Annotated in this window: 20 protein-coding genes; 12 read left to right on the top strand and 8 right to left on the bottom strand. The window is 60.2% G+C overall.

The genetic code is table 11. The features are described 5' to 3' along the window. The 3 genes from QP891_RS07320 to purT all read left to right on the top strand — a co-directional run. On the top strand, positions 1–986 hold a 986-nt coding region (locus QP891_RS07320; protein WP_284770442.1), incomplete at its 5' end, for a VaFE repeat-containing surface-anchored protein. Positions 987–1,120: 134 nt separating this feature from the next. After that, a complete protein-coding gene (locus QP891_RS07315) occupies positions 1,121–1,870 on the top strand; it encodes a class F sortase (RefSeq protein WP_284770443.1) in 750 nt (249 codons plus the stop codon). 165 nt (positions 1,871–2,035) lie between these two features. Beyond that, positions 2,036–3,388, top strand: a complete 1,353-nt coding sequence (purT, locus tag QP891_RS07310) for a formate-dependent phosphoribosylglycinamide formyltransferase (RefSeq protein WP_284770444.1) — start codon at positions 2,036–2,038, stop codon at positions 3,386–3,388. Between the two features lie 16 nt (positions 3,389–3,404). On the opposite strand, the gene QP891_RS07305 is transcribed toward purT, so the two are convergent. Beyond that, complete coding sequence (locus QP891_RS07305; protein ID WP_284770445.1) at positions 3,405–4,766, bottom strand: FAD-dependent oxidoreductase; 1,362 nt, start codon at positions 4,764–4,766, stop codon at positions 3,405–3,407. Positions 4,767–4,994: 228 nt separating this feature from the next. Between QP891_RS07305 and pta the strand changes: the two genes are divergently transcribed. Together pta and QP891_RS07295 are read left to right on the top strand one after the other, a co-directional pair. Then, positions 4,995–6,362, top strand: coding sequence for a phosphate acetyltransferase (gene pta, locus QP891_RS07300; RefSeq protein ID WP_284770446.1), 1,368 nt, complete (start codon positions 4,995–4,997; stop codon positions 6,360–6,362). After that, entirely contained in the window at positions 6,363–7,586 is a 1,224-nt protein-coding gene (locus QP891_RS07295; protein ID WP_284770447.1) for an acetate kinase, read from the top strand. It abuts the gene before it with no gap. Between the two features lie 16 nt (positions 7,587–7,602). On the opposite strand, the gene QP891_RS07290 is transcribed toward QP891_RS07295, so the two are convergent. The 3 genes from QP891_RS07290 to QP891_RS07280 are packed head-to-tail and all read right to left on the bottom strand — an operon-like array spanning position 7,603 to position 12,982. Next, positions 7,603–10,533 carry a tetratricopeptide repeat protein gene (locus QP891_RS07290; protein WP_284770448.1) on the bottom strand — a complete coding sequence of 977 codons (2,931 nt, stop codon included), beginning with the start codon at positions 10,531–10,533 and terminating at the stop codon, positions 7,603–7,605. Next, positions 10,530–11,537 (bottom strand): glutamate ABC transporter substrate-binding protein, encoded by a 1,008-nt coding sequence (locus tag QP891_RS07285; RefSeq protein ID WP_284770449.1) that lies wholly within the window; start codon positions 11,535–11,537, stop codon positions 10,530–10,532. Before QP891_RS07285 ends, QP891_RS07290 begins: the two co-directional genes overlap by 4 nt. Then, the gene (locus tag QP891_RS07280; RefSeq protein ID WP_284770450.1) at positions 11,537–12,982 is read right to left on the bottom strand and encodes a GlnX family signal transduction membrane protein; all 1,446 of its coding nucleotides are present in this window, start codon (positions 12,980–12,982) and stop codon (positions 11,537–11,539) included. The genes QP891_RS07285 and QP891_RS07280 overlap by 1 nt, the downstream gene beginning before the upstream one ends. Before the next feature lie 70 nt (positions 12,983–13,052). Here QP891_RS07280 and QP891_RS07275 point away from each other — a divergent pair, with 70 nt between their 5' ends. The 4 genes from QP891_RS07275 (at position 13,053) to QP891_RS07260 (ending at position 16,294) form a co-directional block, all read left to right on the top strand. Further along, positions 13,053–13,547, top strand: coding sequence for an NUDIX domain-containing protein (locus tag QP891_RS07275; RefSeq protein ID WP_284770451.1), 495 nt, complete (start codon positions 13,053–13,055; stop codon positions 13,545–13,547). A gap of 30 nt (positions 13,548–13,577) precedes the next feature. Beyond that, a complete protein-coding gene (locus tag QP891_RS07270; protein WP_284770452.1) occupies positions 13,578–14,588 on the top strand; it encodes an ABC transporter ATP-binding protein in 1,011 nt (336 codons plus the stop codon). Positions 14,589–14,594: 6 nt separating this feature from the next. Next, positions 14,595–15,371, top strand: a complete 777-nt coding sequence (locus QP891_RS07265) for an ABC-2 transporter permease family protein (RefSeq protein WP_284770453.1) — start codon at positions 14,595–14,597, stop codon at positions 15,369–15,371. A 395-nt stretch (positions 15,372–15,766) separates the two neighbouring features. Next, positions 15,767–16,294, top strand: a complete 528-nt coding sequence (locus QP891_RS07260; protein ID WP_284770454.1) for a CAP domain-containing protein — start codon at positions 15,767–15,769, stop codon at positions 16,292–16,294. A gap of 343 nt (positions 16,295–16,637) precedes the next feature. Here QP891_RS07260 and cls read toward each other — a convergent pair whose 3' ends face one another. The 4 genes from cls to QP891_RS07240 all read right to left on the bottom strand — a co-directional run bounded on the left by cls (position 16,638) and on the right by QP891_RS07240 (position 20,622). Beyond that, positions 16,638–18,101, bottom strand: coding sequence for a cardiolipin synthase (cls, locus tag QP891_RS07255; RefSeq protein ID WP_284770455.1), 1,464 nt, complete (start codon positions 18,099–18,101; stop codon positions 16,638–16,640). Further along, positions 18,102–18,911: an exodeoxyribonuclease III gene (locus QP891_RS07250; protein WP_284770456.1), complete on the bottom strand. Its 810-nt coding sequence runs from the start codon at positions 18,909–18,911 to the stop codon at positions 18,102–18,104. 83 nt (positions 18,912–18,994) lie between these two features. Continuing rightward, positions 18,995–19,996 (bottom strand): N-acetylglutamate synthase, CG3035 family, encoded by a 1,002-nt coding sequence (locus tag QP891_RS07245; RefSeq protein ID WP_284770457.1) that lies wholly within the window; start codon positions 19,994–19,996, stop codon positions 18,995–18,997. Positions 19,997–19,998: 2 nt separating this feature from the next. Then, positions 19,999–20,622, bottom strand: a complete 624-nt coding sequence (locus QP891_RS07240) for a peptide deformylase (protein ID WP_239268507.1) — start codon at positions 20,620–20,622, stop codon at positions 19,999–20,001. On the opposite strand from QP891_RS07240, the gene QP891_RS07235 reads away from it, so the two are divergent. Genes QP891_RS07235 through QP891_RS07225 form a run of 3 tightly spaced genes read left to right on the top strand, consistent with a single transcriptional unit; the run spans position 20,621 to position 23,003 of the window. Continuing rightward, a complete protein-coding gene (locus tag QP891_RS07235; protein ID WP_284770458.1) occupies positions 20,621–20,896 on the top strand; it encodes a DUF3263 domain-containing protein in 276 nt (91 codons plus the stop codon). The two genes, QP891_RS07240 and QP891_RS07235, sit on opposite strands and share 2 nt — an antisense overlap. Before the next feature lie 23 nt (positions 20,897–20,919). Then, entirely contained in the window at positions 20,920–21,819 is a 900-nt protein-coding gene (locus QP891_RS07230) for a LytR C-terminal domain-containing protein (RefSeq protein WP_284770459.1), read from the top strand. A 44-nt stretch (positions 21,820–21,863) separates the two neighbouring features. After that, positions 21,864–23,003 (top strand): glutamate--cysteine ligase, encoded by a 1,140-nt coding sequence (locus QP891_RS07225; RefSeq protein ID WP_284770460.1) that lies wholly within the window; start codon positions 21,864–21,866, stop codon positions 23,001–23,003. Positions 23,004–23,074: the final 71 nt, after the last annotated feature.

Raw genomic sequence — 23,074 nt, 5'->3', positions numbered from 1 at the left:
ATAAGGTTGCTGAGCACAAGGACATCGATGATGCGGATCAGACGGTAACGTCTAAGAAGGATGAGAAGCCTGAGAAGGACAACAAGCCTTCGGAGACGTCTACGCCAATGACTTCGACGAGTAGCTCCAAGCCAAGTACTTCGGAGTCCAAGAGCTCTGAACCAAAGAAGGAGACTACGTCCGAATCTAAGCCTTCGGAGCCGTCCGAAACGAAGACGTCTTCTTCGAAGACCTCGGCCAACGCTAAGCCTTCTACGAGCACATCTTCTGAGAAGTCGAAGGAGCCTCGCCCGACCGAGGTGCAGGGGCAGGAGCCTGGTGACAGCCCAGAGCCAAAGATCACGACGGATGCTGATTTTGCTGAAGGTTCGCACGTTGTCGTTGCTGGCGCCAAGATTGTTGATGAGGTTTCCTATGAGGGCTTGGTTCCTGGTAAGGAATACACTCTGAAGGCTGAGCTTATTTCCAAGAAGGATGAGAAGACTGTTCTGGGTACCGGTGAGAAGACCTTTACCCCAGAGAAGTCTGCTGGCAAGGTTGATGTTGAAATCACTGTTCATGATGATGTGACGGAGCCGGTTGAGGCTGCGGTTGCCTTTGAGGAGTTGACCTCTGTTGAGGTTGATGCCAAGGGTGAGGAGACTCCGGATGTAACTCCGGAAAAGCCGAACCACATTGCTGAGCACAAGGACATCAATGATGATGACCAGACGGTAACGTCTAAGAAGGACGAAAAGCCGGAGTCTAAGCCTAAGGAAAAGGCTGAAAGCCAGAGTGAGCGCCCGAGCGTCAAGGTGAAGGAGCAGGATGCTCCGGCACAGGCTGACAAGGGTACTGGTAAGGTCGAGCAGCATGTCGATATAACGAACCACGTGCCTGGCAAGACTGGTAAGCCATTGCCGTCGGATGCAAAACGTACCGAGATTAAGTCCGTGCCATCTGGTGCGACCGAACTTGAACCAGGTATGCAAACCTACATTAAGTAGTGTGAACGTACTGGTTAGGTAGCAGGCTATAGCGCCTGGGTACAAAGTTTCCCCCTTCAGGGTGTCCCCGTACACGCTGGAGGGGGAAAACCATTTTATGAACCATTGAGAAAACTAAGTGAGGAGACTAGGTAATGTCTGAGGAAACAGGCCGCGAGGAATCCCTAAGCCGAGGTAAGAAGGTTGGTTTTATCGCGCTGGTAGTGGCGGTAATTGTGCTGCTGTTCCTGCTGGTTCTTAATTTCACCACTGGTGAGGGAGGCAATGAGGCTGAGCAGGGATCACAGAGTGGATCGGCTGTAGATACTTCTGCGGGGAAAAACCCGGAAGCTAAGGGTGATGCGTTCGTCGATGAGTCTGGCGCACAGGAGCATGAATTTGAAACGGCTCCGGGTCAATTTCATGGTTTCGCAGCGATGTCCGTGGGCATCGATGGCCAGTACGCTGCTGTGGATCCGGTGCAGGTGACTGACCGGGGTGTGCTGTTGCCGCCACATGATGTCACCCGTTTGGGTTGGTATTCTGCTTCCGCTGTTCCTGGTGATGCCGGTAATGTCGGTTCTAGTGTGATTACCGGCCACGTGAATTACCAGGGTCAGGGTACTGGCTACGCGGAAAAATTTACCCGGTTGCAACTAAACCAGGAATTCACCGTGGTTATCGATGGTGAGGAGCGTGTCTTTCGCGTGACGGAAAAGCCGTACCGTTTGCCTAAGGGTGGGGATTTCCCGGACGTGGTCAATGACACGGACGGCACGAATCGCCTCGTTCTTATCACCTGTGGTGGCAAGTTTATCGGCGGTGCGCTGGGGTATGAGGACAACATCATTACCGTGGCAGAGCCAGTCGATGCCCCGGTTCCACCAGAGGCACCCCAGGCCTAGCGGTCCGCTCTAGAGCCCAACGAGCGCCCGGTTCGAGGATGAAAATCCTTGGCCGGGCGCTTGCGTTTATGCACTTCACGCATGTGCGTCCGGGCTGCGGCGGGCATCTATGAAATACTTTGGGGAAGTATCTGCTGCTCGGAGCGGAATCAAAGGAGCAAAGTCATGGATATTCCAGGCAAAATCGCCGGTCATATCGGCACGCCGCTGACGGGCAATGCCACGAAGGTATTGCTGCTCGGCGCGGGCGAGTTGGGAAAGCAGCTGGCTATTTCCTTCCAGTCCCTGGGCCTTGAGGTGCACGCGGTGGATAAGTACCAGGGGGCGCCGGCGCACCAAGTGGCGCACTATAGCTATATCGCGGATATAACTGACTCCGCGGAGGTATCAGAATTGGTGCAGCAGATTCAGCCGCACTACGTGGTGCCGGAGGTGGAAATCGTTGCGGTGGAGGCCCTGGAGCAGGTTGAGCAGTCCACCGATGCCGTCGTCGTGCCCACGGCGCGCGCCTGCGCGCTCACCCAAGACCGCGAGCGGGTGCGCGCGGTGGCAGAAGATATTGGATTGCCGACCTCGGCCTACCGCTTTGCCTCCTCTGTGGAGGAGCTGGAAGAAGCGGCGACGGAGCTGGGGTTTCCGTGCATCGTAAAGCCGGACGTGTCCACCTCGGGCAAAGGCCACATGCTGGCGCGGGATGTAGAAGACGTGCGCGAGGCGTGGGAAACAGTGCGCCGCGTTTCTTCGGATTCGCAGCGCGTGGTGGCGGAGCGCTTCGTGGATTTTGACCTTGAGGTCACGCTGCTGGCCATCCGGTCCATTGACCCGGCCACGGGCCAATTGGCCACGTGGTTTAGCGAGCCCATTGGCCACCGCCACGAAAAGGGCGATTTGGTTGAGGAGTGGCAGCCTACCGGCATGAGCGAGATTGCGCTGGAGAACGCGCGGTCGGTTGCGGCGCGCATCTCCAATGAGCTGGGCGGGCGCGGCGTGTACGGCGTGGAGCTTTTCGTCGCCGGAGATGATGTTTACTTTTCCTCGGTCTCCCCGCGGCCTTCGGATACGGCGATGCTTACCGCCTATACCCAGCGCTTTTCCCAGTTTGATCTGCACGTCCGCGCCATTTTGGGCTATCCCATCGACGCCACGTTGATAACCCCAGGCGCCAGCATGTTCTTGCACGCGCAGGAGCCGCTTGCCGATGTCGCCTTTACCGGCATTGCCTCCGCCCTCCACTACGCCGAGACGGACGTGAAGCTCTTTGGTAAGCCCGATGCCTATAAGGGCCGGCGTATGGGGCTTGTGACCACGACGGCGGAGACGGTGGAAGAGGCCCGCGACCGCGCCGCATTGGCGGCGCATAAGGTGAGCGTGACCTCGACTCCTGGCCTGCTCGCGCAGGGCGGTGCGCGCGGTATCGACCCGCAAGCGGACAATGTGCCCGATATTGAGGTCATTGAATATGAGGGTGGGGTCGAACTCGACCCCAAGCTGACCTCAGGGGTGGACGATACCGACTAGCGCAGCGCGGCGCTGGTTAGCGCTGCGGGCCGGCGTGCTTGACCATCTCGTCCCACTCGACGATCTTGATGCGCTCGCGGCCGTGCGGCTCGCCGGCGGCTTGCTCGGCGGAGTTAAGACGGTGCCAGCCGTCCCAGGTAGTGACGGCGATATCGCGGCTGCTGAGCAGATCGAGAATTTCCTGCGGATCGCGCTTGGTGGCGGATTCGAGCTCGCCTGCCTTGTAATCCTCTAGCAGCATGCCGGTGGTGTCCTTGGCATCGGATTTAGTATTGCCAATCAAGCCCACTGGACCGCGCTTGATCCAACCGGTGGTGTAGAGGCCGGGCAGCTTTTTGCCGTCGACATCGGCAAGCACGTGGCCGCCGTCGTTGGGCATGGTGGCCGAGTCGTCGTTGAAGGGAATGCCCTCGACGGACTGCGGGTGGTAGCCCACGGCGCGGTAGACCGACTGCACCGGCCACTCGGTGAACTTGCCGGTGCCGCTCACGGAGCCATCGCCATTGAGCTGGGTGCGCTCGGTTTTGATGGCGGTGACGTGGCCGTCATCGCCAAGCACCTCTACTGGGGACTCGAAGAAGTGGATGTAGAGCTTGTGCGGGGCATCGCCAGGCTCGCGCATGGCGTAGGACTCTAGGGTCTGGCAGACCAAGTCGGTGGACTTGGCGGCGCGGCGAGCTTCTTCTGATGCCTCGTCGTAGATGATGTCTTCTGGGTCCACGATGACCTCGATGGTGGGGGACTCATCGAGCTCCTTGAGCTCCTTCGGCGTGTACTTGGCCTGCGCCGGGCCGCGGCGGCCAAAGACGTGGACCTCCTTGGCGCGGTTTTCCTTCAGGGAAGAGTAGACGTTGTCTGGGATCTCCGTCACCAGCAGCTCATCTGCGGTCTTGGCCAAGATGCGGGATACGTCGAGCGAGACGTTGCCCACGCCCACGACGGCGACGGACTCCGCGGATAGGTCCCAATCGCGCTCGAAGTTGGGGTTGCCGTCATAAAAGCCCACGAATTCGCCGGCGCCGTAGTTACCCTCGAGGTCCTCGCCGGGGATGCCCATTTCCTTATCGGCGGTGGCGCCGGTGGCGAAGATGATGGCGTCGTAGTACTCGCGCATCTCTTCGACGGTGATGTCCTTGCCCACTTCGATATTGCCCAGGAAGCGGATTTCTTCCTTCTCCATGACGTTGTGCAGTGACTGCACGATGCCCTTAATGCGTGGGTGATCTGGGGCGACGCCGTAGCGAATCAAGCCAAAGGGCGCAGGCATCTTTTCAAAGAGATCGATCTGCACGTCCACATCGGACTTTACGAGGAGGTCAGAGGCGTAAATGCCGGCCGGTCCGGAGCCGACCACGGCGACACGCACGGGGCTAGTCATCTGTTTAGGGTGTCCTTTCTTTGGGTTTTCTCACATTCTACGCGGTGGCCATGCATTAATTGTCACGGTGCTCACAACCCCCAGTTTAGGAGGGCGCCGAGGCGCGGAAAAGCGTCTGATTCACGTACAGTGGAGACGTCACCACGTGCTAGTAACTGTGATGTACGGCATAATGTTACGGCGCGTGTTCCCAGTGTTCCCCGTGACGGCAAAGGAAAGGTAATCCGCATGTCTGCATCCCAGTCCACAGTGTTAAGCTCCATCGGCCGCGGCTTCGATGGCCTCGATATTCCCGCCTTGGCGGATAGCCTTGGCGCTGAATTGCTCCGCTTAGAAGATTTTGACCCCACCGTGGCGGATGTTTTGGCCAACGCGCCCACCGCCACTGCCGGTGCCCTCCTGGTCCAAGGCACCGGCGAGATCACCTTCGATGCGGAGGTCGCCGCCGCGCTGGGCCTGCCGCTGGTCATTATCTCCGGCGCCCCCGAGCGCGCGGCGGAGCTGGCGCAGCGCAAGGCCGAGTCCCTCGGCGCTACCGTTGCCGGCGTTTTCACCGATCTGGAGGCCGTGCCAGGTGCGTTGCAGGCCGCCGAGGAGACCGCGCCCGTTATGTCCGCGGACCTCTTCCAGAAGCAACTCATCGACCAAGCCAAGTCGGCTGGATCCCACATCGTCTTGCCCGAGGGCGATGACGACCGCATCCTTGAAGCTGCCGATGCTTTGCTCCGCGATGAGGTTGCCCGGCTGACCATCCTGGGCAAGGAATCCGATATCCAGGCCCGCGCCAAGGAGCTGGGTCTGGATGTCTCGGGTGCCGATATCATCGACCACCTGGAATCGCCGCTTGCGGAGGAATTCGCCGCCGATTTCGCGGAACTGCGCAAGAAGAAGGGCGTGACCCTAGAGCAGGCCCGCGAGACCATGCAGGACATCTCCTACTTCGGCACCATGATGGTGCACAAAGGGCTTGCTGATGGCATGGTATCCGGCGCCGCCCACACCACCGCCCACACCATTAAGCCGTCCTTCCAGATCATCAAGACCAAGCCGAATGCTTCGGTGGTCTCCTCCATCTTCCTGATGGTCATGCGCGGGCGCCTGTGGGCCTTCGGCGACTGCGCCGTGAACCCGAATCCGACTGCGGAACAGCTGGGCGAGATTGCCGTGGTTTCCGCGCAAACCGCGTCCCAGTTCGGCATCGATCCGCGCGTGGCCATGCTGTCCTACTCCACCGGCGCTTCCGGCACCGGCCCGGATGTCGAGCGCGCTATCGAGGCCGTCGAGGCCGCCAAGAAGCTGGACTCCTCGGTGAAGGTGGATGGCCCGCTGCAGTTCGACGCCGCCTGCGATCCTGGCGTTGCCGCGAAGAAGATGCCGGATTCTGATGTCGCGGGTAAGGCCAATGTCTTCGTCTTCCCCGATCTGGATGCCGGCAATATTGGCTATAAGACCGCGCAGCGCACCGGCGGCGCCTTAGCCGTGGGCCCCATCCTGCAGGGCCTGAACAAACCGGTCAACGATCTATCCCGCGGCGCTACCGTTCCAGACATCATCAATACCGTTGCCATTACCGCTATCCAGGCTGGAGAGAAATAAATGTCATACGTACTGGTCCTTAACTCGGGATCCTCATCCATCAAGTTTCAGTTGGTGGACCCAACCGCTAGTGCCACCGATGATCCACTCGTCTCTGGCTTGGTGGAACAGGTTGGCGAGCCGAGCGGCGCCATCACCATCAAGGTCGGCGGGGAAAAGGTCACCGAGGAACTGGAAGTTCCCGATCACTCCTTTGGCCTAAAGCGCGCCTTTGACCTGATGGATGATCATCAGGTGGGCCCGAAGGACGTCGATATCATCGCCGTGGGCCACCGCGTCGTGCACGGCGGCCGCCTCTTTTCGGAGCCACAACTCATCGAGGACCAAATTGAATCGATGATCGAGGACCTCATCCCGTTGGCCCCGCTGCACAACCCGGCGAACCTGGACGGTATCCGCGTGGCGCGCAAGATCCTGCCAGATATTCCGCACGTGGCGGTCTTCGATACTGCATTCTTTAATACCCTGCCGCCGGCCGCAGCGCTTTATGCCATCAATAGCGACGTCGCCTCCAAATACGATATCCGCCGCTACGGTTTCCACGGCACCTCTCACGAGTTCGTCTCCCAACAGGTGCCGAAGATTTTGGACCGCGATCCGGAGCACACCCACCAGATCACGCTGCACCTGGGCAATGGTGCCTCCGCGGCGGCCATCCGCAATGGCCGTGCCATCGATACCTCGATGGGCCTTACCCCGCTGGCTGGCCTCGCCATGGGTACGCGTACCGGTGATATCGATCCCGGCATCATCTTCCACCTAGTGCGCCAGGCGGGCATGCGCATCGACGAGATCGATAACCTGCTTAATAAGCAATCCGGCGTCAAGGGTATCGCGGGCGTCAATGACTTCCGTACGCTGCGCGAGCACATCGATAATGGCAATGAAGACGCATGGCTGGCGTATAACATCTACATCCACCAGCTGCGCCGCTTCATCGGTTCCTACATGATTGCTCTGGGCCGCGTGGACGCGATTACCTTCACCGCCGGTGTGGGCGAAAACGACACCGAGGTGCGCCAAGACGCGCTGTACAACCTGGATATGTACGGCATCGACTTTGATAAGGAGCGCAACCTCGTCCGCTCCGATGAGCCGCGGGTCATCTCCACCGATGATTCCCCGGTCAAGGTCTTGGTGGTTCCCACCAATGAGGAGCTGGCCATCGCGCAGAAGTCTGCAGACGTCGCAGCCAAGGCGCGCGAGGAAGGCCTATTTAAGTAGGCCATCTAAGTAGCCGCTAGAAAGTGGTGATGGGCCGGACTTGGTTGGCCAAGTCCACCAGCGCGTAGCGGTGGCGGCTAAACGGGGCCTGGCGGGCAAGAGCCCGCAGGGTCTCGGCAAGGCCGGTGCGCAGGCCGCGCTGGGTAAAGGCGTACTCGAAGAGATCATTGGGCGAGGACGCCCGCGCGAGATCGGCGTTGCGCAGGAAGTTAAGGCCCGCGGAGATAACGGCGATCTTGATTTGGAGGAAGCGCGGCTCGTTGGTGGGGACTTCTTCGAGGCGTCGGGCAGCGCGGCGAATGCGCGATTCAGATAAATCATGCACGATGAGCTGCAGCACGGTGGTCAGAAGCGCCATGCGGAAGTGCCGCGAGGCATTGGGTACCTTATCCAAGGTGGCTACGGACAGCTCCACCTGCCCCTCCGCGCGCAATTGGCGTGCGAGCCCAAAGGCGGAGGACACCGTCGTGGGGTTGGTTGCCCAGACGATGCCGTATAGGCGCATGGAATTAAACCGCAGTGCGCTTGGGTCTTGGGTGACGTGCGACCAGATTTCCGGCTGCCCCTCAAAAGCGGAAGAGGGGAGATCCGCCAGGGTGGTGTAGAGGTTGGAGCAGGCGCGGGCTACGGTGGCATCGATAAGAGGTGTTTCACTGTAATCAATCTGCTGCAGGATGAGCTCATTGATGGCCGCGATGGCGAGCTTCGGGGCGGCCTCGCCGGGCAATAAGTCCAAAACGGTGGCGAAGTACTCCTGTGCATCGACGTAATCATCGTGCAAGAGCTCCGTAATGCCGGCGTACCACTGGTAGCGCCAGTCCCGGCCCAGGCGGTCCTCGATGGAGCCCAACCACTGGCGCGCCTCGTCGGTATAACCCAGGTCAATCATGGAGCGCACCACGCCGAGGGGAATCTCGGCGGAATGCTCGTATTCCGGGGTGCGCATGGCCTGGCGCAGGGTCTCAAGTGCTTCCTGCGGCTCGGCATACGAGGTACCTTGCAGCAGGCTGGCGCCGACATCATCGCGGTCTACCAGGGGCGTCGGCAAGGCGGAGACGACCTCAGGGGCGGTGATTTGGATGGTGCGATCGATGCCATCGATAAGCTGATCCGTGCGAAAGACCAGGTGTTTGGTGCCAAAGGTGGTACGTTGCGGCGAGAAGAGCGAGTGCTGGGAGGGGTACTGGCGGCCGTCGCGGATGGCAAGGACCTCGCGCAGCACTCCGTAGAGCTGGGTGCGCAGCTCCTTGATGGAACTAAACCGGCGCTGCGGGTCGCGGTGGGTGGCGCGCAGCAGCAGGCGGTAGAGGGAAAGGAAGCGGCGCAGCTCCGGCTCCTTGGACGGGTTGGGGATGCCGGGGAGGAAGACACCGTCCTCGCTGGGCAGCTTAAGGCACAGCGCCGCCAGGGTGCGGCCGATGGTATAGATATCGCTGGCGATGGACGGACCCCTGGAGGCGACCTCCGGGGCCTGAAAGCCCTGGGTACCGTAGATAAACCCGAAGGCCCCGATGCCGGAGACCGCACCCAGGTCAATGAGCTTGACCTGGTCCTCAGTGACGATGATATTATCCGGCTTCAGGTCGTTATAGACCACGCCGCGCGAGTGCAGGTACTCCAGCGCCGGCAGGATTTCCAGGATATAGCCAATGGCAATGTCAACGGGCAAAAGCTCGTTGGGCTGCTTTTTGCGCCTGTTTTTTAGCGATGGCCCGCCCACGTACTCCATGACTATGAATCCACCAGGCACGCGCTCATCGTCGATGAAGTTAAAAATCTTGACGATGCCCGGGTGGGTAATGTCTGCCAGAAACTCGCGCTCGGCTTCGGCAGCGGCCGTCTCATCGGCAGACTTTTGGGCCTGCATGCCCTTGAGCACCACCACGCGCCCGGAGACGTAGTGGTCATTGGCAAGGTAAATCCAGCCCATGCCGCCGTGGGCGATGACGCCGAGGATCTCGTATTGCTCTGCCACCATATCGCCCGGTTCTAGCTGCGGTGGTGGGACCTTTTTGCCCTTGATCTTTTCTTTGGGATCGATGAGGGCGGTGGTGGGATCGGCCGGGGTGATAAACGGCAGGCGCACCATGCCATCAGCAACCGGCCGCTCGGTGCGCTGCGTACCGCGGCGCTCGCGGAAGGTATCGATCGCCTGCTGGCGCGAACGTTCCGAGGACTTTTCCTGGGCCGTTTTCTCATCGCGTTCGTTCTCGCGCTGGGCACGGATATTTTCTAGGTCCGCGAGCAGGCTGGAGAGGTGATCCGGGTCGATGGATCCGTCGTCGTCTTCATCGTCATCGACAAAGGGATCGAAGGCCACCGCAGAAGTTCCCGGATCTCCGCGGTGCTCGATGGGCTCGCTGGCGAACGGGTCATACGCCACGGCCGCCGTGCCCACTCCGCCGGTTTCGCCGTCATCGTCGCTCTCATCGGCGTCGTTGCCGTTCCGCGCGCCCTGAGCTGAGGCGCCCTGGCCCGCTGTGGCCCGGTCAGCAGCGTTTGGGCCCGCACCGTTTGGGCCAGTCGTACTGCCGTCCGCTGTACGCCTACCCGTGGCCTCCGTATTCGGGAAGGCAGCGGCAGGGGCCGTGCCGGGAACCTGCGCTGCGGCGGTATCAACGTCAGCTTCGCTAGTGCCTTTATTTCTCTTGCCAGCGTTATGAGTGGTTGCCGCCGTATCGGCGCCGATGTTGCGGTTGTCAGCGTTGGGGCGAGCAGCGGCGGTATCCGGACCAGCGGGGTCGGCGGCGTCGCCTGTGTTGGCTGCGTCAGGGGAGTCGGCAGCGCCGAGGTCGCGGTCCTGGCTGCGGTCTTGGTCAGGTTCTTGGCCGTGGTCAGCGTCGCGGTAAGAAGACTTGGTGGGCTTTCGGAATTGGCGTTGGGTATCGAGGTTTTCGGGCTCTAGGTATTCGAGCTCGTCTTCGCTGAAATTCGGGTTATGCTTCATGACTTATCTTCCTCGATGTATGTACCCGACGGCAGGGTGGGCTCGTCTAGGTAAGCGCCGAGCCACGTATCAAAGATGTCGGACCACGTCCCGTCGCGGCGGATGCGCTCTAAGGTGGAATTGACCTGGCGCAGCAGCGGGCGGGTGTCATGATCCTTGCTGGGGCGGCGCGCGGCAACGCCGTAGTTCTCGGTCTTTAGGGGCTCGCCCACGATGGAGGTATAGGAATCCTGCGCGGCCATGCCGGAGAGCAGGGCATCATCAACCACCACGCCATCGGCCTGGTTGAGCTGCAGCGCCATGAGGCAATCGCCCCAGGAGCGGGTGATGAGGATATCGGACTTGGGGGCGCGCTCGCGGATGGTATCCAGCGCGGTGGACCCGCGCACCCCGCACAGCCTTTTGTCTTCCGCATCATCGATGGAATTCATCCCGGAGCTGGTGAGCACCAGCATGCGGGTCTGCGTGGTCATATAGGGAATGGAAAAGGCTACTTCCTTCTCGCGTTCGGGGCTAATGGTCATGGTGCGCACGATGATATCGACGGTGCTATTATCCAGCGCCGCGGTGCGGTTGGAGGATTCGACGAAGCGGAAATCCACCTTATTGGGATCGCCGAAGATATCGCGGGCAATCTCGTGGGCGATATCGACCTCGAAGCCGCGGACATCGCCGGAGGCGGCATCGCGGTAGCTCAACAGGTTATTGGAGCGGTCTACGCCCACGATAAGGCGCCCGCGCTTGACGATGTCCGGCACCCGCTCCTTCGCCGTTTTGCCATCCGGCCGGTAGGTGCCTTTGAGTTCGGTATCGTCTTCCTTCTTAGGTGTGGTGCTGCCGGCTTCTTCTATGGCGGAGCCCTCTGGCAGCGGCGGTCCGGGGCTGGCATCGAGTGCCTGTTGTTCGGGCGATTCCAGCGGGGGAGCGGAGCGAATATCGCAGCCGGCCAGCGCGAGGACACTGCAGGTGGCAATGATGGCGGTAAGGGGTGCTCGGTAGCGCATTAGAGGTACTCCTGCAGTCGGGGACGAATGCCCAGCCACACCGCGAAGATGGCGCACAGGGTGAGCAGGAAGACGGCGGAGGAGACCGCGGTCATGGCGGTTAGCCCGCGCTCCAAGTAGGTGCGCATGGCGATGCGCGCCTGGCCGATGAGCTCCGAAAGCTCGCTATCGAGCTCATTAAAGGACTGCGCGGCGGTGGTTTCGCCATCCTCAGGATCCGTGATGGTGGCCTGGTAGACCGCCTCATCGTAGTCGCCCTCGCTCAGCGCCTCCATGAGTTTTTCGTGCGAGTCTTGCCACTTTTCGGTGGCGGCGCGGGCGCTGTGGATGAGCTCGGGATCGTTGACCTCGACGTCATCATCATGCAGCGCGCTTTCATAATCCCCCAGCGCCTTTTCAATGGAATCTACCGATCCGGAAAAGCGCTCGAGCGTATCCTCCTCGGAGGAGCGCAGCACCAGCGCGAGGGTTTCTGAGGTGCGCGCCTGCTGCGCCTCAATGCGCGAGGCCGTCAGCGAATCCCACGGGCGCGAGGCTGTTTCAAACCCCTGGTGGCCGGTGGACCAGGTGGCCAAATTAGACAGCGCGACCCAGAAAATGGCCAAGAAGAGCAGCACCGTTGCGGTTAAAAAGCCGCGGTTGAACCGGCGGCGGGTCTGGCGCCACAGCCACCACTGCGCCACGATGAGGAAGAAGACCGCAGCCAAAAGGCCAGATAGCGGCACCCACTGCGGCGAGGTGAGCTTTTGCTGCTGCTGGTTGACCTTCGCAGTGGTCAGCTGGAATAGCTCGGAGGCCGCCGGCAGGATGTGCTCGCGCATGAGCGAGGAGGCATTGGACATATAGGAATTAGCCACGGCATTGCCGGCGCGGTGGTTCGAGCGCGCCTTTTCAATCATCGCGGTATAAATGGGCAGCTCGCGCTGGATGAAGGTAACGAGATCGCGCACGCGGGCATCGTCAGGCGTGGTGCCCAGCACGGATTCGGTCGCGGCAATGGAGGCGGCATCGATCGCATCGTTATAGCGCTCGCGGTTGCCCTCTGATTCCACGCCGGCCTGCACGAATCCGGTGGTGGCGATGGTATCTGCCACCGAAAGGGAGCTATAGAGGTGGTGGGCCGCATTGGACATCGGCTCGGTGGTATTAAGCAGCTCGTCGAGGTCGGAGTGGCGGGCGGCGGAAGACTGGGACATCGATAAGCCGGCGGCTCCCAACGCCACCGTGAGGATCAGGGTGACGGTAAAAAGCTTGCCTGGGGTGGTGGAGGCGAAGTAATAAAACCGCCGCAGCAGGCGCGCCGGGCCCGCAAACCATTCCATGGCGCGGTGGGTGAGCCCGCTTAGGGCCGGGCGAGAGGGTGCGGTAACCTCATCCAGCCAGTGATCGCTGGGGTGAGCGTCCTCTTCGCGCTCTGACTCTACCCGCACTGCCTGCTCAGTCATTTACTTAGAATAACGCCCCCAGTGTGCTGGGCGCCACCATTTACCCGCGTGTGTGGCTAGGATAGAAAATATGCATAACCCTCACAGTGGAGACGGCTGGGCGGCGGGCCCCAGTGGCATTCGCGTATGGGGAAAATTCGGTGCCGCCGGCCTCTTCCTCGTCGCCGGGCGCGAGGTGCTGCTGCAACACCGCGCCGCGTGGACCAATAACGGCAATACCTGGGGGATTCCCGGCGGCGCGCGGGACTTGCAAGAAACACCCACCCAGGCCGCGCTGCGGGAAACGCACGAGGAATGCGCCATCGCGCCTGCCGATGTCGAGGTGCTCGACACCCAAATAACCGCCGGGCCCTATCCTCCCGCGGGGGATTTGCCGGGGGAATGGACCTATACCACCGTGTTAGCGCGCACCCGCAGCGGCCTGCGCCTGCCCACCACCGCCAACGAGGAATCGCACGAGCTGCGCTGGGTAGGCCTGGATGAGGTGGAAAACCTGCCGCTTATCGTGCCATTTCGCCACGCCTTTCCCGCCCTGCGGCAGCGGGTGGAAAAACTGTACCGGTAAAGTATCCAAAATTATGGCACTGTAGTGCTCATGATTGAAGTACAGGGACTGACTAAGGATTACGGGTCTGTCCGCGCGGTTGAGGATCTCACCTTTCAGGTAAAGCCCGGTGTGGTCACCGGCTTCTTGGGGCCCAATGGTGCCGGCAAATCCACCACCATGCGGATGATCGTGGGCTTGGACGAGCCCACGGCGGGCGAGATTCGCGTAAACGGCAAACCCTACCGCGACTTGGAGCACCCGCTGCGCGAGGTGGGCGCGCTTTTGGATGCGAAGGCGGTACATCCCAACCGCACGGCCGCGAATCACCTGAAGTGGATGGCGGCGGCCAATGGCATTCCCGCCTCCCGCGTTGATGAGGTGCTGGGGCTGGTGGGGCTTTCCGATGTCGCCGGTAAGAAAGCCGGCGGCTTTTCCCTCGGCATGGGCCAGCGCTTGGGCCTTGCGGGCGCCCTATTGGGCGATCCGGGAATCCTCATCCTGGATGAGCCAGTCAACGGCCTAGATCCAGAAGGCATCCGTTGGGTGCGCCAGCTCGTGCGCGCGCTGGCTGCAGAAGGGCGCACCATTTTGATTTCCTCCCACCTCTTGTCCGAGATGGCCCAGACGGCTGACCACCTCGTGGTCATTGGCAAGGGGAAGATGGTTGCGGATAAGCCCACCCACGAGTTCGTCCGCGGCCACTCGCAGTCCTTGGTGTATGTGCGCTCGAACCACCTCCCGGAATTCGGTGAAGCCCTAAAGAAGGAGGGCGTTTCCTTTACCGAATCGAAGGACGAGGAGGGCCGCCCGCGGCTCGAGGTCATCAACCAGACCCCCGAGTTCGTGGGCGAGCTGGCTTATTCCACTGGGGTGCCGCTGCACGAGCTCACCCTGAAAAGCGCTTCGCTGGAGGATGCCTTCATGGATCTCACTGGCGATGCCGTGCAGTATCACGCAGGCACGCCTGGTGCCTCGGGCGCGCAGGCAGGTCAGTCGGGCCAGGCAGGCCAGCCCGGTCAGTCCGGTGGGTTCGCCCGCCCCAACGAGCAGGAGGTTTAATCCGCCATGTTGAATATCTTGAAATCCGAGTGGATTAAGCTGCGCACCACCCGCTCCTTCTGGTGGACCACCGCGCTATTTCTCCTATTTTCCTGGGGCTGGGCCGGTGTCACCGCTGCGTTTATGGAGCCACTCGATCCGGAAGCCGTTGATATGGGCTTCCAGCTTATTAGTCCCGAGTTCACCATCGTATTCTTGGGGACCCTAGGCCTGCCGGTGCTGATGATTCAGGCCATCATGCTGGTGACCACGGAATACCGCTTCGGCACCCAGTCCATTACCTTCATGGCCTCCCCGCGGCGCTGGAGCGTGGCCGTGGCCAAGCTGGTCTTATACGCGGTCATCGCGGCCGTACTGACCTTCATTGGTGTGGTGGGCGCGTACCTGCTTACGGATCTGTTTGCCGATAGCTCCATTTCCGCCACCTTCGACCCCTGGAACGATGAAGTCGGCCGCGAGCAGCTGTGGAAGTACCCACTGGCCGCGGGCCTCCTGGTGGCCTTTGCCCAAGGCATCGGCATGCTCATTCGCCAGACCGCGGGCTCTGTGGCGCTGGGCCTTATTTTGTACTTGGGCGTGGATCAAATCGTCAGCATGATGCCGGTGGTAGGCGATAAGATTGGTAGCTACATGCCCTTTACCGCTTTCCAGAACTGGCTATTCAATACCCCAGTGGATAACGCACTGTGGACCGAGGCCGCAGGCAGCGGCATCGTATTCTTCATCTGGGCCGCGGTGTTGTGGGCCCTTGGCGTGCTGGTGCTGCACAAGCGCGATGCTTAGGCGAGGATATCGTGTTTGTAGAGAGGAAGCTTTAATTAATCTGTGAACCCTCCGGGCGAAGTTATTCGGGTTCGTCCAGTGTGGGTAGGTCTGTTGTTTGAGACCTGACTGGTAACCGGCTGATTGTGATCAGCCGGTTATTTTTTATTAGTGGTGATTAATGGCTGCCTCAGAAAACAGCCTTTCCAGGTGGGAGAATGGTTGAGGACCCTATGGATGAGCGCATATCGCAAATTAAACTCTGAACGCCTTTAAATATAATTCTATTTTATCGGAAATGCAGTTTAAATATTGTCTATGTGCTGAAAATATTTTTCTTTTTTGTTAAGGTGGGAAGAGAGGGAAAGAGATTGTGTAGAGCAATTTAGCCAAGTTTATCTGAAGGAGTGATAAAAGTGTCCGACGAAATTCTTCCTGATTCTGTTGAGAAGTTTGTAGCCCCGACTATCGCGGGCGCAGCATTAGTGGGAGGTGGGGTAGCCGCAACTACCCCTCCAGCTAAGGCACAAGGTCCTATCGGTAACGCCGCTGAAGTGGTTAGCCACATGAAGCCCGATGGTGCGCGTGCGCACTCTATTGTTAATGAAGTCAATGCGGCAAGGGCGGATCATGGTTTAAATCCCGTGACAGAAAACCCTGCGTTAAATAATATCGCTCAGGACTGGGCTGACCATTTGGTGGGAACAGGGGATTTGCAGCATCGGCCAAATCATTGGGAAACCTATCCGGATAGCATTCCTGCCGGTGGCGAAAACGTCCTTCAAGCATGGGACGATTTCGCAGATGCGAAGCTGGTGAATATGTGGCTGAATTCTCCCAGCCACAGGAAGATTTTGCTAGATCCAGAAGCGAAAACGGTTGGTACGGGCATTGCCGTTGGGGCGAATGGTGAGCTTTTTGCCGTACAGAATTTTGGACGTTAAAGAAGTTCCTTTTGTAATCCTCTTCGGAACAGGAGCGATATGATCACTCTTGTATTCCCTAAGCTTTTGATACGCTCTCGCGCATAGGCAATGTCAAAATCTAGGATCAGGCTTTACAGTAAAAAGCAATAGACAAGAGGGAAATCTGCGGAGAATTCGGCGTATCTTTCGCAATTAGTTCCAATAATTAACGCCGATCCGGAGTCAATTAAGTGGACTACAAACTCATCTCTGCGGTAATGCCGTGCGCGGTTCAACGCGGGATGTTCTACTTTGGCTCTACAACAGAAGGCTTGTTTTAGATATCCTATGAGCGGACTATTGGGGCATCGGCAAGCAAAGCTTATTGCAGTGCCGAGGTCAGCCGCATGACGTTATCGACGTAGCGGCGGACAAAACCGCGCTGGTTCCACTCCTCTAGGGTGAGCTCGTGGCAGACCGCGCGGTAATTGGCGGCGAGCTGGTTGAACTGGGCGAGGAGATCGCCTTTGGCCACGAGCATGGTGGTCTCATAGTTGAGACCGAAGGAGCGCGGGTCCATATTGGATGAGCCGAACATGCACAGCGGATTGAACTCCTGGTCATCCGGATCCGTGATGATGAACTTGGAGTGCAAGACGTAGGGGTAGGGGAATTGGTAGATATGCACCCCGGCCTCAAGTAGCGCTTGGTAATACGAGGACTGGGCGTGGTTGACCATGAATTGGTCCGCGGTATCGGAGACATAAAGCTCCACGTCCACCCCGCGGTAGCAGGCGGTGGTGACGGCCTCTAAGAGCGATTCATCCGGCACGAAATACGGCGAGCACAGCACGAGTCGCTGCTTGGCGTGGTGCACTAGGGAGTTAAACATGCGCAGGTTGGGCTCGGTGGTATAGCCGGGGCCGGATGGGATCATCTGCAGGTAGTTGGCATCGACGGTTTGGGCATCATCATACGGCAGCTCATCTAGCGGGAGGTTCTCGCCGGATTCGGTGTACCAATCCACCGCGAAGACCGCGGTCATGGCGGTGACGATGGGGCCAGACAGTTCCACCATGTAATCGATCCAGAAGCGGTCCTTGGTTTTATATTGGCGCTTGATCAGGTTGATGGAACCGATAAAACCTACCTCGCCATCGATGATGACGAGCTTGCGGTGATTGCGCAGATCCGGGCGGCGGAAGCGGCCCTTGTGCAGCTGGATAGGCAGCATGAGGCGCCAATCCACGCCGATTTCCGTGAGTTTATCTCCTAGCGAGGAATAACCCTTGTACTTAAAACTGCCAATCTGATCCAGCAAAAGGCGAACCTTGACACCGCGGGCGGTGGCGCGGGCGAGGGCCTGGAACAACACATCCGTGGTCTCATCCCAGGATTGGATATAGACCTCGATGGAGACGTACTTTTCGGCGCGGTCTACGGCCGCGGCGATGGCGCGAATGCATTCATCGTAATCCGCATGCAGGCCCAGGTTATGGCCAATGAGCGCCGGAAAGCCGGTTAGCTCGCGGTTGAGCTTGATGACGGATTCCACTTCCGCCGACAGGATGCCCTTGGGGTGATCCGGGGTGCGGGCGGAAATATCTTCAAGACGTTCATTGGCCTCTTGCTGAATGCGGTGGCGGCGCCGGTTGATATACGGCGAGCCCATGAGCAAAAACAGCGGCAGGCCAATGACGGGTAGCACCAAAATAGCCAGCAGCCATGCCGTGGAATTGGAGGGCCGGCGGCCTTCTGGCACGAAGCCCACGGCGATGATCTTGATGGAATAATCAATGATGAGGAAGATCAGCTGCCAGAAGCTGAGATCGAGCGACCAGGTCATTTAACGCACGGAATCGAAATCGGGCAGATCGAAATCTGCACTGAGCGGGCAGTGATCGGAGGTCTTCTCGCCAGCGCGTTCTTCCATGTCTACGCGCGCGCCGGTGACGTGTTTGGCCAGCGGCGGCGAGGCCAGCTGGAAATCGATGCGCATGCCCTCGTTCTTGTGAAAGCGCATTCCCTTGTAATCAAAGTAGGTATAGCGCTGGTCTTCGGTAAAACGGCGCGTAACCTCTTCGAGGCCGGCCTCCTCGAGCATCTGGAAGGCGGCGCGTTCGGGTTCGGTAACGTGTGTCTTGCCGCGGAAGGCCTCGATATCCCATACGTCCTCATCGCGCGGGGCAATATTGAAATCGCCGGTTAGAAGCAGCTTGGATTGGGCACGCCCCGCGGCGTAGCGGGAGAGCTGGTAGAGAAAGTCCAGCTTGTAGTCATAGTGGCGGTCGGTGATCTCGCGGCCGTTGGGAATATACAGCGACCAGATTTCTATCCCGCGGATGCGCGCACCAAGCGCCCGGGCTTCACGGTTCTGGGGCTTTTCAGGGTTCTTGGAAAAACCAGGTTGGTGGGGGAATCCGGTAAAGACTTCTTCCGGTTCCTCCTTGGAAATGATGGCCACGCCATTCCATTGGTTCAGGCCATGGCAGGTGACGTGGTACCCGGCATCCTCGAAGGCCTCGCGGGGGAATTTATCGTCCTTGACCTTGGTCTCTTGTAGGCACAGCACGTCGATGTCGTGCGTGTGGAGAAGATCCAGCGCCCGCTGGATGCGGGTGCGAACGGAGTTGATATTCCACGTGGTGATGCGCATGGATAATACAGTACCGCGCGGGCAATGGCCCGGACTAGTCCAGGCTGCGGCCGGCGGGTTAGGCGGACTAGCGCAGCGAAGGGCTAGTCGCGCAGCTGCGCGTAGATCTGGCGGTGCTGCTCGATGAACCCCAGCTTTTCGTACAGGCGAATGCCGGCGGTATTAGAAGCTAGGACATCGAGGTAGGCGTGCTGCGCGCCCTGCTCGCGCCCCCAGCGCAGCATGTGCTGGCCCAAGAGGGCACCCAAACCTTGGCGGCGATGCGCGGGTGCTACCTCCACGGCGGAGTATCCCAGCCAGGCGGTGCCGTCGCCGGATTCGGTGATGGTGCCGCGGGTGATGGCAACGGTCTCGCCGTCAATAACTAACCGTCCAAAGCCCATCGTGCCCTCGATGCGGGCGCGCAGGTACTCCAAGGCCTGGGCAGGCAGCGCCTGGCCGCGGAAGTGGTACATCTGCAGCCACGCGTCATCGGGTTGGTCATCGATGCGGAACTCCGCCCCGCTGGGGTGTGAGCCCGGCACCTCGGCGGATAGACCCGCGAGATCGCGCAGGACCATGACGAGGATTTCGGGTTCGGTCTCCCAGGTGGCATCGGCAAGCAGGCGCTCTGCGGGCTTGCCAATGCGTTCCGGGATGAGCAGGCGCACCGGGAGATCGTGGCGGCGGAAGAACTCCGTGATTTCCGCCAGCGGGACCGGGTTAAAGCCCGCGGAGGGGCCGAGCGGGACGGCGGAATTAGACCGGCCCGTCACGCCATCGCCGGCGCGCATGAGCCAGGAGCCGTCCGAAGTCCACGTGTGCTCCTTGCCGGGAAAGGCCTGGGCGGTGGCGTATTCGACGGCGCGAATATCGGAATTGCGCACCATCCGCGGCGAGAGGCGCTTGATAATTTTCAGCTGCTCGGGCGCGATCTCCACGGCCTCGAGGTCAGAGGGATAGCCGCCGACCTGCTGCGGGCGGATGATCAGCGGCTCAAGGCTGAGGACGTGGCCAATGACATCGCTGTGCACATCACCAAAATCGCGCCGGGCCACGACGCGATCGCCTACCTGCACGTCATCGGAACGAAAGATGCGAGACATGATTAATCGTCGTGCCCGAAGGGATCTTCGTCTTCACCCGGCATCCAGGTGTAGCCCGGCTCAGTCCAGCCATTGCGCTTAATGGCCTTCTTGGCCTGCCGCTTGTAGCGGCCGATGAGGGTATCGGTATAGACGTAGCCATCGAGGTGACCGGTCTCGTGCTGCAGGCACCGGGCAAAAAAGCCGTAGCCCTCCACGGTAATGTCGTTGCCGTGCTCGTCCTTGCCGGTCACGCGCGCCCAGTCGGCACGGCCGGTGGGAAAGCCCTCGCCCGGCACGGAGAGGCAGCCTTCGTCATCGGAGCCGTCATCGGCAGGCATGGTCTCTGGAATCTCGGAGGTCTCCAGCACCGGGTTGATAACGCACCCCTTGCGCATGCCGGCCTTGTCCGCGGGCAGCTCGGTGCCATCGGGGCCTTCGGTATCCGGGCAGTGGTAGACGAAGAGCCGCTTGCCGATGCCCACCTGGTTCGCAGCCAAGCCCACGCCATGGGCAACTTCCATGGTCTCGTACATGTCCGCGATGAGTTGTTGCATCTCTGGGCTGGAAATCTCGGATTCTTCCACCGGCGTGGTGGGCTGATGAAGCACGGGGTCGCCGTGGATAACGATGGGGCGAATAGTCATGCTTTACAGTTTAGGCATGAACCCCTTGTCTGACCTAGACGCCGCCATCTTAGATTTTGAGGAAGCCGCCCCGCGCAGCATTGGCCGCAAGGAAGAGGCCATTCGTGCGCAGCTGGATATCTCGCCGGTGCGCTATCACCAACGGCTGAACCTGCTTCTTGATGTCCCTGCTGCCGCCGAATCCCATCCCCTCTTGGTGGCGCGGCTGAAGCGCCTGCGGGAGGAGCGTGAAAATACGCGGCGCGCCGCGCGGGGAAATACCCCACCGCGTTAGAACCGGCTACTAATGTTACTGAAGTGACTAAAGAGAATCCGGACAATCTATACGACCAGCAATTCGACGACGCCGCTGGCGATGCCGCCGCGGCCGATTACGGCGATGCTTATTATGACGACGCCTACGACGACGCTGCTGCCGCTGGCGCTGCAGGTGCCGGAGCAGGAGCCGCTGCGGCCGGAACCGGCGGCGGTGGGGGAGGCGCCCACGCTAAGAAAGGCGGTTTACCACTGCGCGGGCTTGCGATGGTGTTGATCGCCGTGGCCGTGATGCTCGGCCTGTGGGGCCTTTATGCCATGACCTCAGAAGACGACGATTCGACCGTTGCTTCCGATTCCGAGCAGTCGAAGTCGGACGGCTCAGCTAATGGAGGCCAGGAAGGCAATGGCGCCGGTGGTCCTGCCGCCGATGGCGTCCGCGGCGATGGCTCCCGCGACGGGGCCAATAACCAACCGCCGCGCGAAGGCGAGGGCGATAACGCGCACCCGAACGGCGACGCCAAGGACGAAGCCAACCGCGATGCGGGCCGCGAGGACGGTGCGCGCGGCGAAGATTCCGACCGCACCGGGGATGCAGCCCGGGCCGGCGGCAACGACGCGCCGTCCGCTGCGCGCGACCGCAATGACATTAAGGTCAGCGTGCTCAATAACTCCGGTGAATCCGATAAGGCCAAAAACGAAGCCGATGTGTTGAAGGACGGTGGCTTCAAGGTAGGCTATGTGGGCAACCTGCCAGGCGACGTGTTGACCGTGCCCAAGACCACCGTCTTCTACCCAGAAGGCGATGCCTCTGCAGAGTCCCTGGCCAGGGAAGTTGCCGCGCGCTACCAGGCAGAAGTCAAGCCTATGAATAGGGACCTTCCCAAGGAAGCCACCGAGGACGGAGCCGTCGTGGTCGCCCTCGCAGTCCCACAGGCCTAAATAAAATTCATGGAATATTACCGCCTATCCGTTAAGCTGGACAGGTGAAGATTCCGGCAGAAGTATTCGCCCGTTCCCCCGAGCCCACGCTCGGGGTGGAATGGGAAGTCGCGCTCGTAGACCGCGACTCGCGCGATCTCGTCCCGCGCGGGGCTGAGCTCATTGATCTCGCTACTGCCGCCCACCCCGATATTCACGTGGAAAAAGAATTCCTCCAGAATACGGTGGAACTAGTCACGGGCATTTGCTCCACGGTGCCGGAAGCCATTATGGAGCTAGGAACTTCGCTGGCCGCCGTGGAAGAAGCCGCGGCCAAGCTCGGCATCGATGTGTGGGCCTCTGGCGGGCACCCGTTTACGGATTTCCGGGAAAACCCGCTTTCAGATAAACCCAGCTATCAAGAGATCATCGCCCGCACCCAGTATTGGGGAAAGCAGATGCTGCTCTGGGGTACCCACGTCCACGTGGGCATCAGCCACGAGGACCGCGTCTGGCCCATCATCAATGCGTTGATGACGAAGTACCCCCACCTCTTGGCCATTTCTGCGTGCTCGCCGGGGTGGGAAGGATTGGACACGGGCTACGCCTCCAATCGCACGATGCTCTATCAACAGCTGCCTACCGCAGGCATGCCCTACCAGTTCTTCACGTGGGACGAGTGGCAGTCCTATATGCGGGATCAGGCGATTTCCGGGGTCATCAATCACACCGGCTCGATGCACTTTGATATCCGCCCGGCCTCGAAGTGGGGCACCGTAGAGGTCCGCGTATCCGATGCCACCTCGAACCTGCGGGAGCTATCCGCAGTCGTCGCGCTAACGCACTGCTTGGTCGTGCACTATGACCGCATGATTGATGCCGGCGAGGAGTTACCCGTCTTGCAGCCGTGGCACGTGGCGGAAAATAAGTGGCGCGGTGCGCGCTACGGCATGGATGCCCTCGTTATTACCTCGCGCGATACGGACGAGGCCTGGGTCAAAGATGAATTGGCCCAGATGGTAGAAGAACTAACGCCCTTAGCCCGCGAGTTAGGCTGTGCGGAGGAGCTGGCCTTGGTGCATGAAATCATCGAAGGCGGCGCCGGATACGAACGCCAACGCCGCCTCTTCCAAGAAACCGGCAGCTGGCGCGACGTCGTCGAAGAAACCTGCCGCGAGCTTCACACCTACCGGCCGGTGCGCTAATTAGCTAACCGATCGCCGACTGGGCCTGCGCACTCAGTGATCGCACGCCTAGAGCCGCACTGGAAGTAGCT

This window comes from Corynebacterium sp. MSK310, assembly GCF_030227355.1.
GTDB lineage: Bacteria > Actinomycetota > Actinomycetes > Mycobacteriales > Mycobacteriaceae > Corynebacterium > Corynebacterium rhinophilum.
This window is presented reverse-complemented; position numbering and strand designations above follow the sequence as displayed.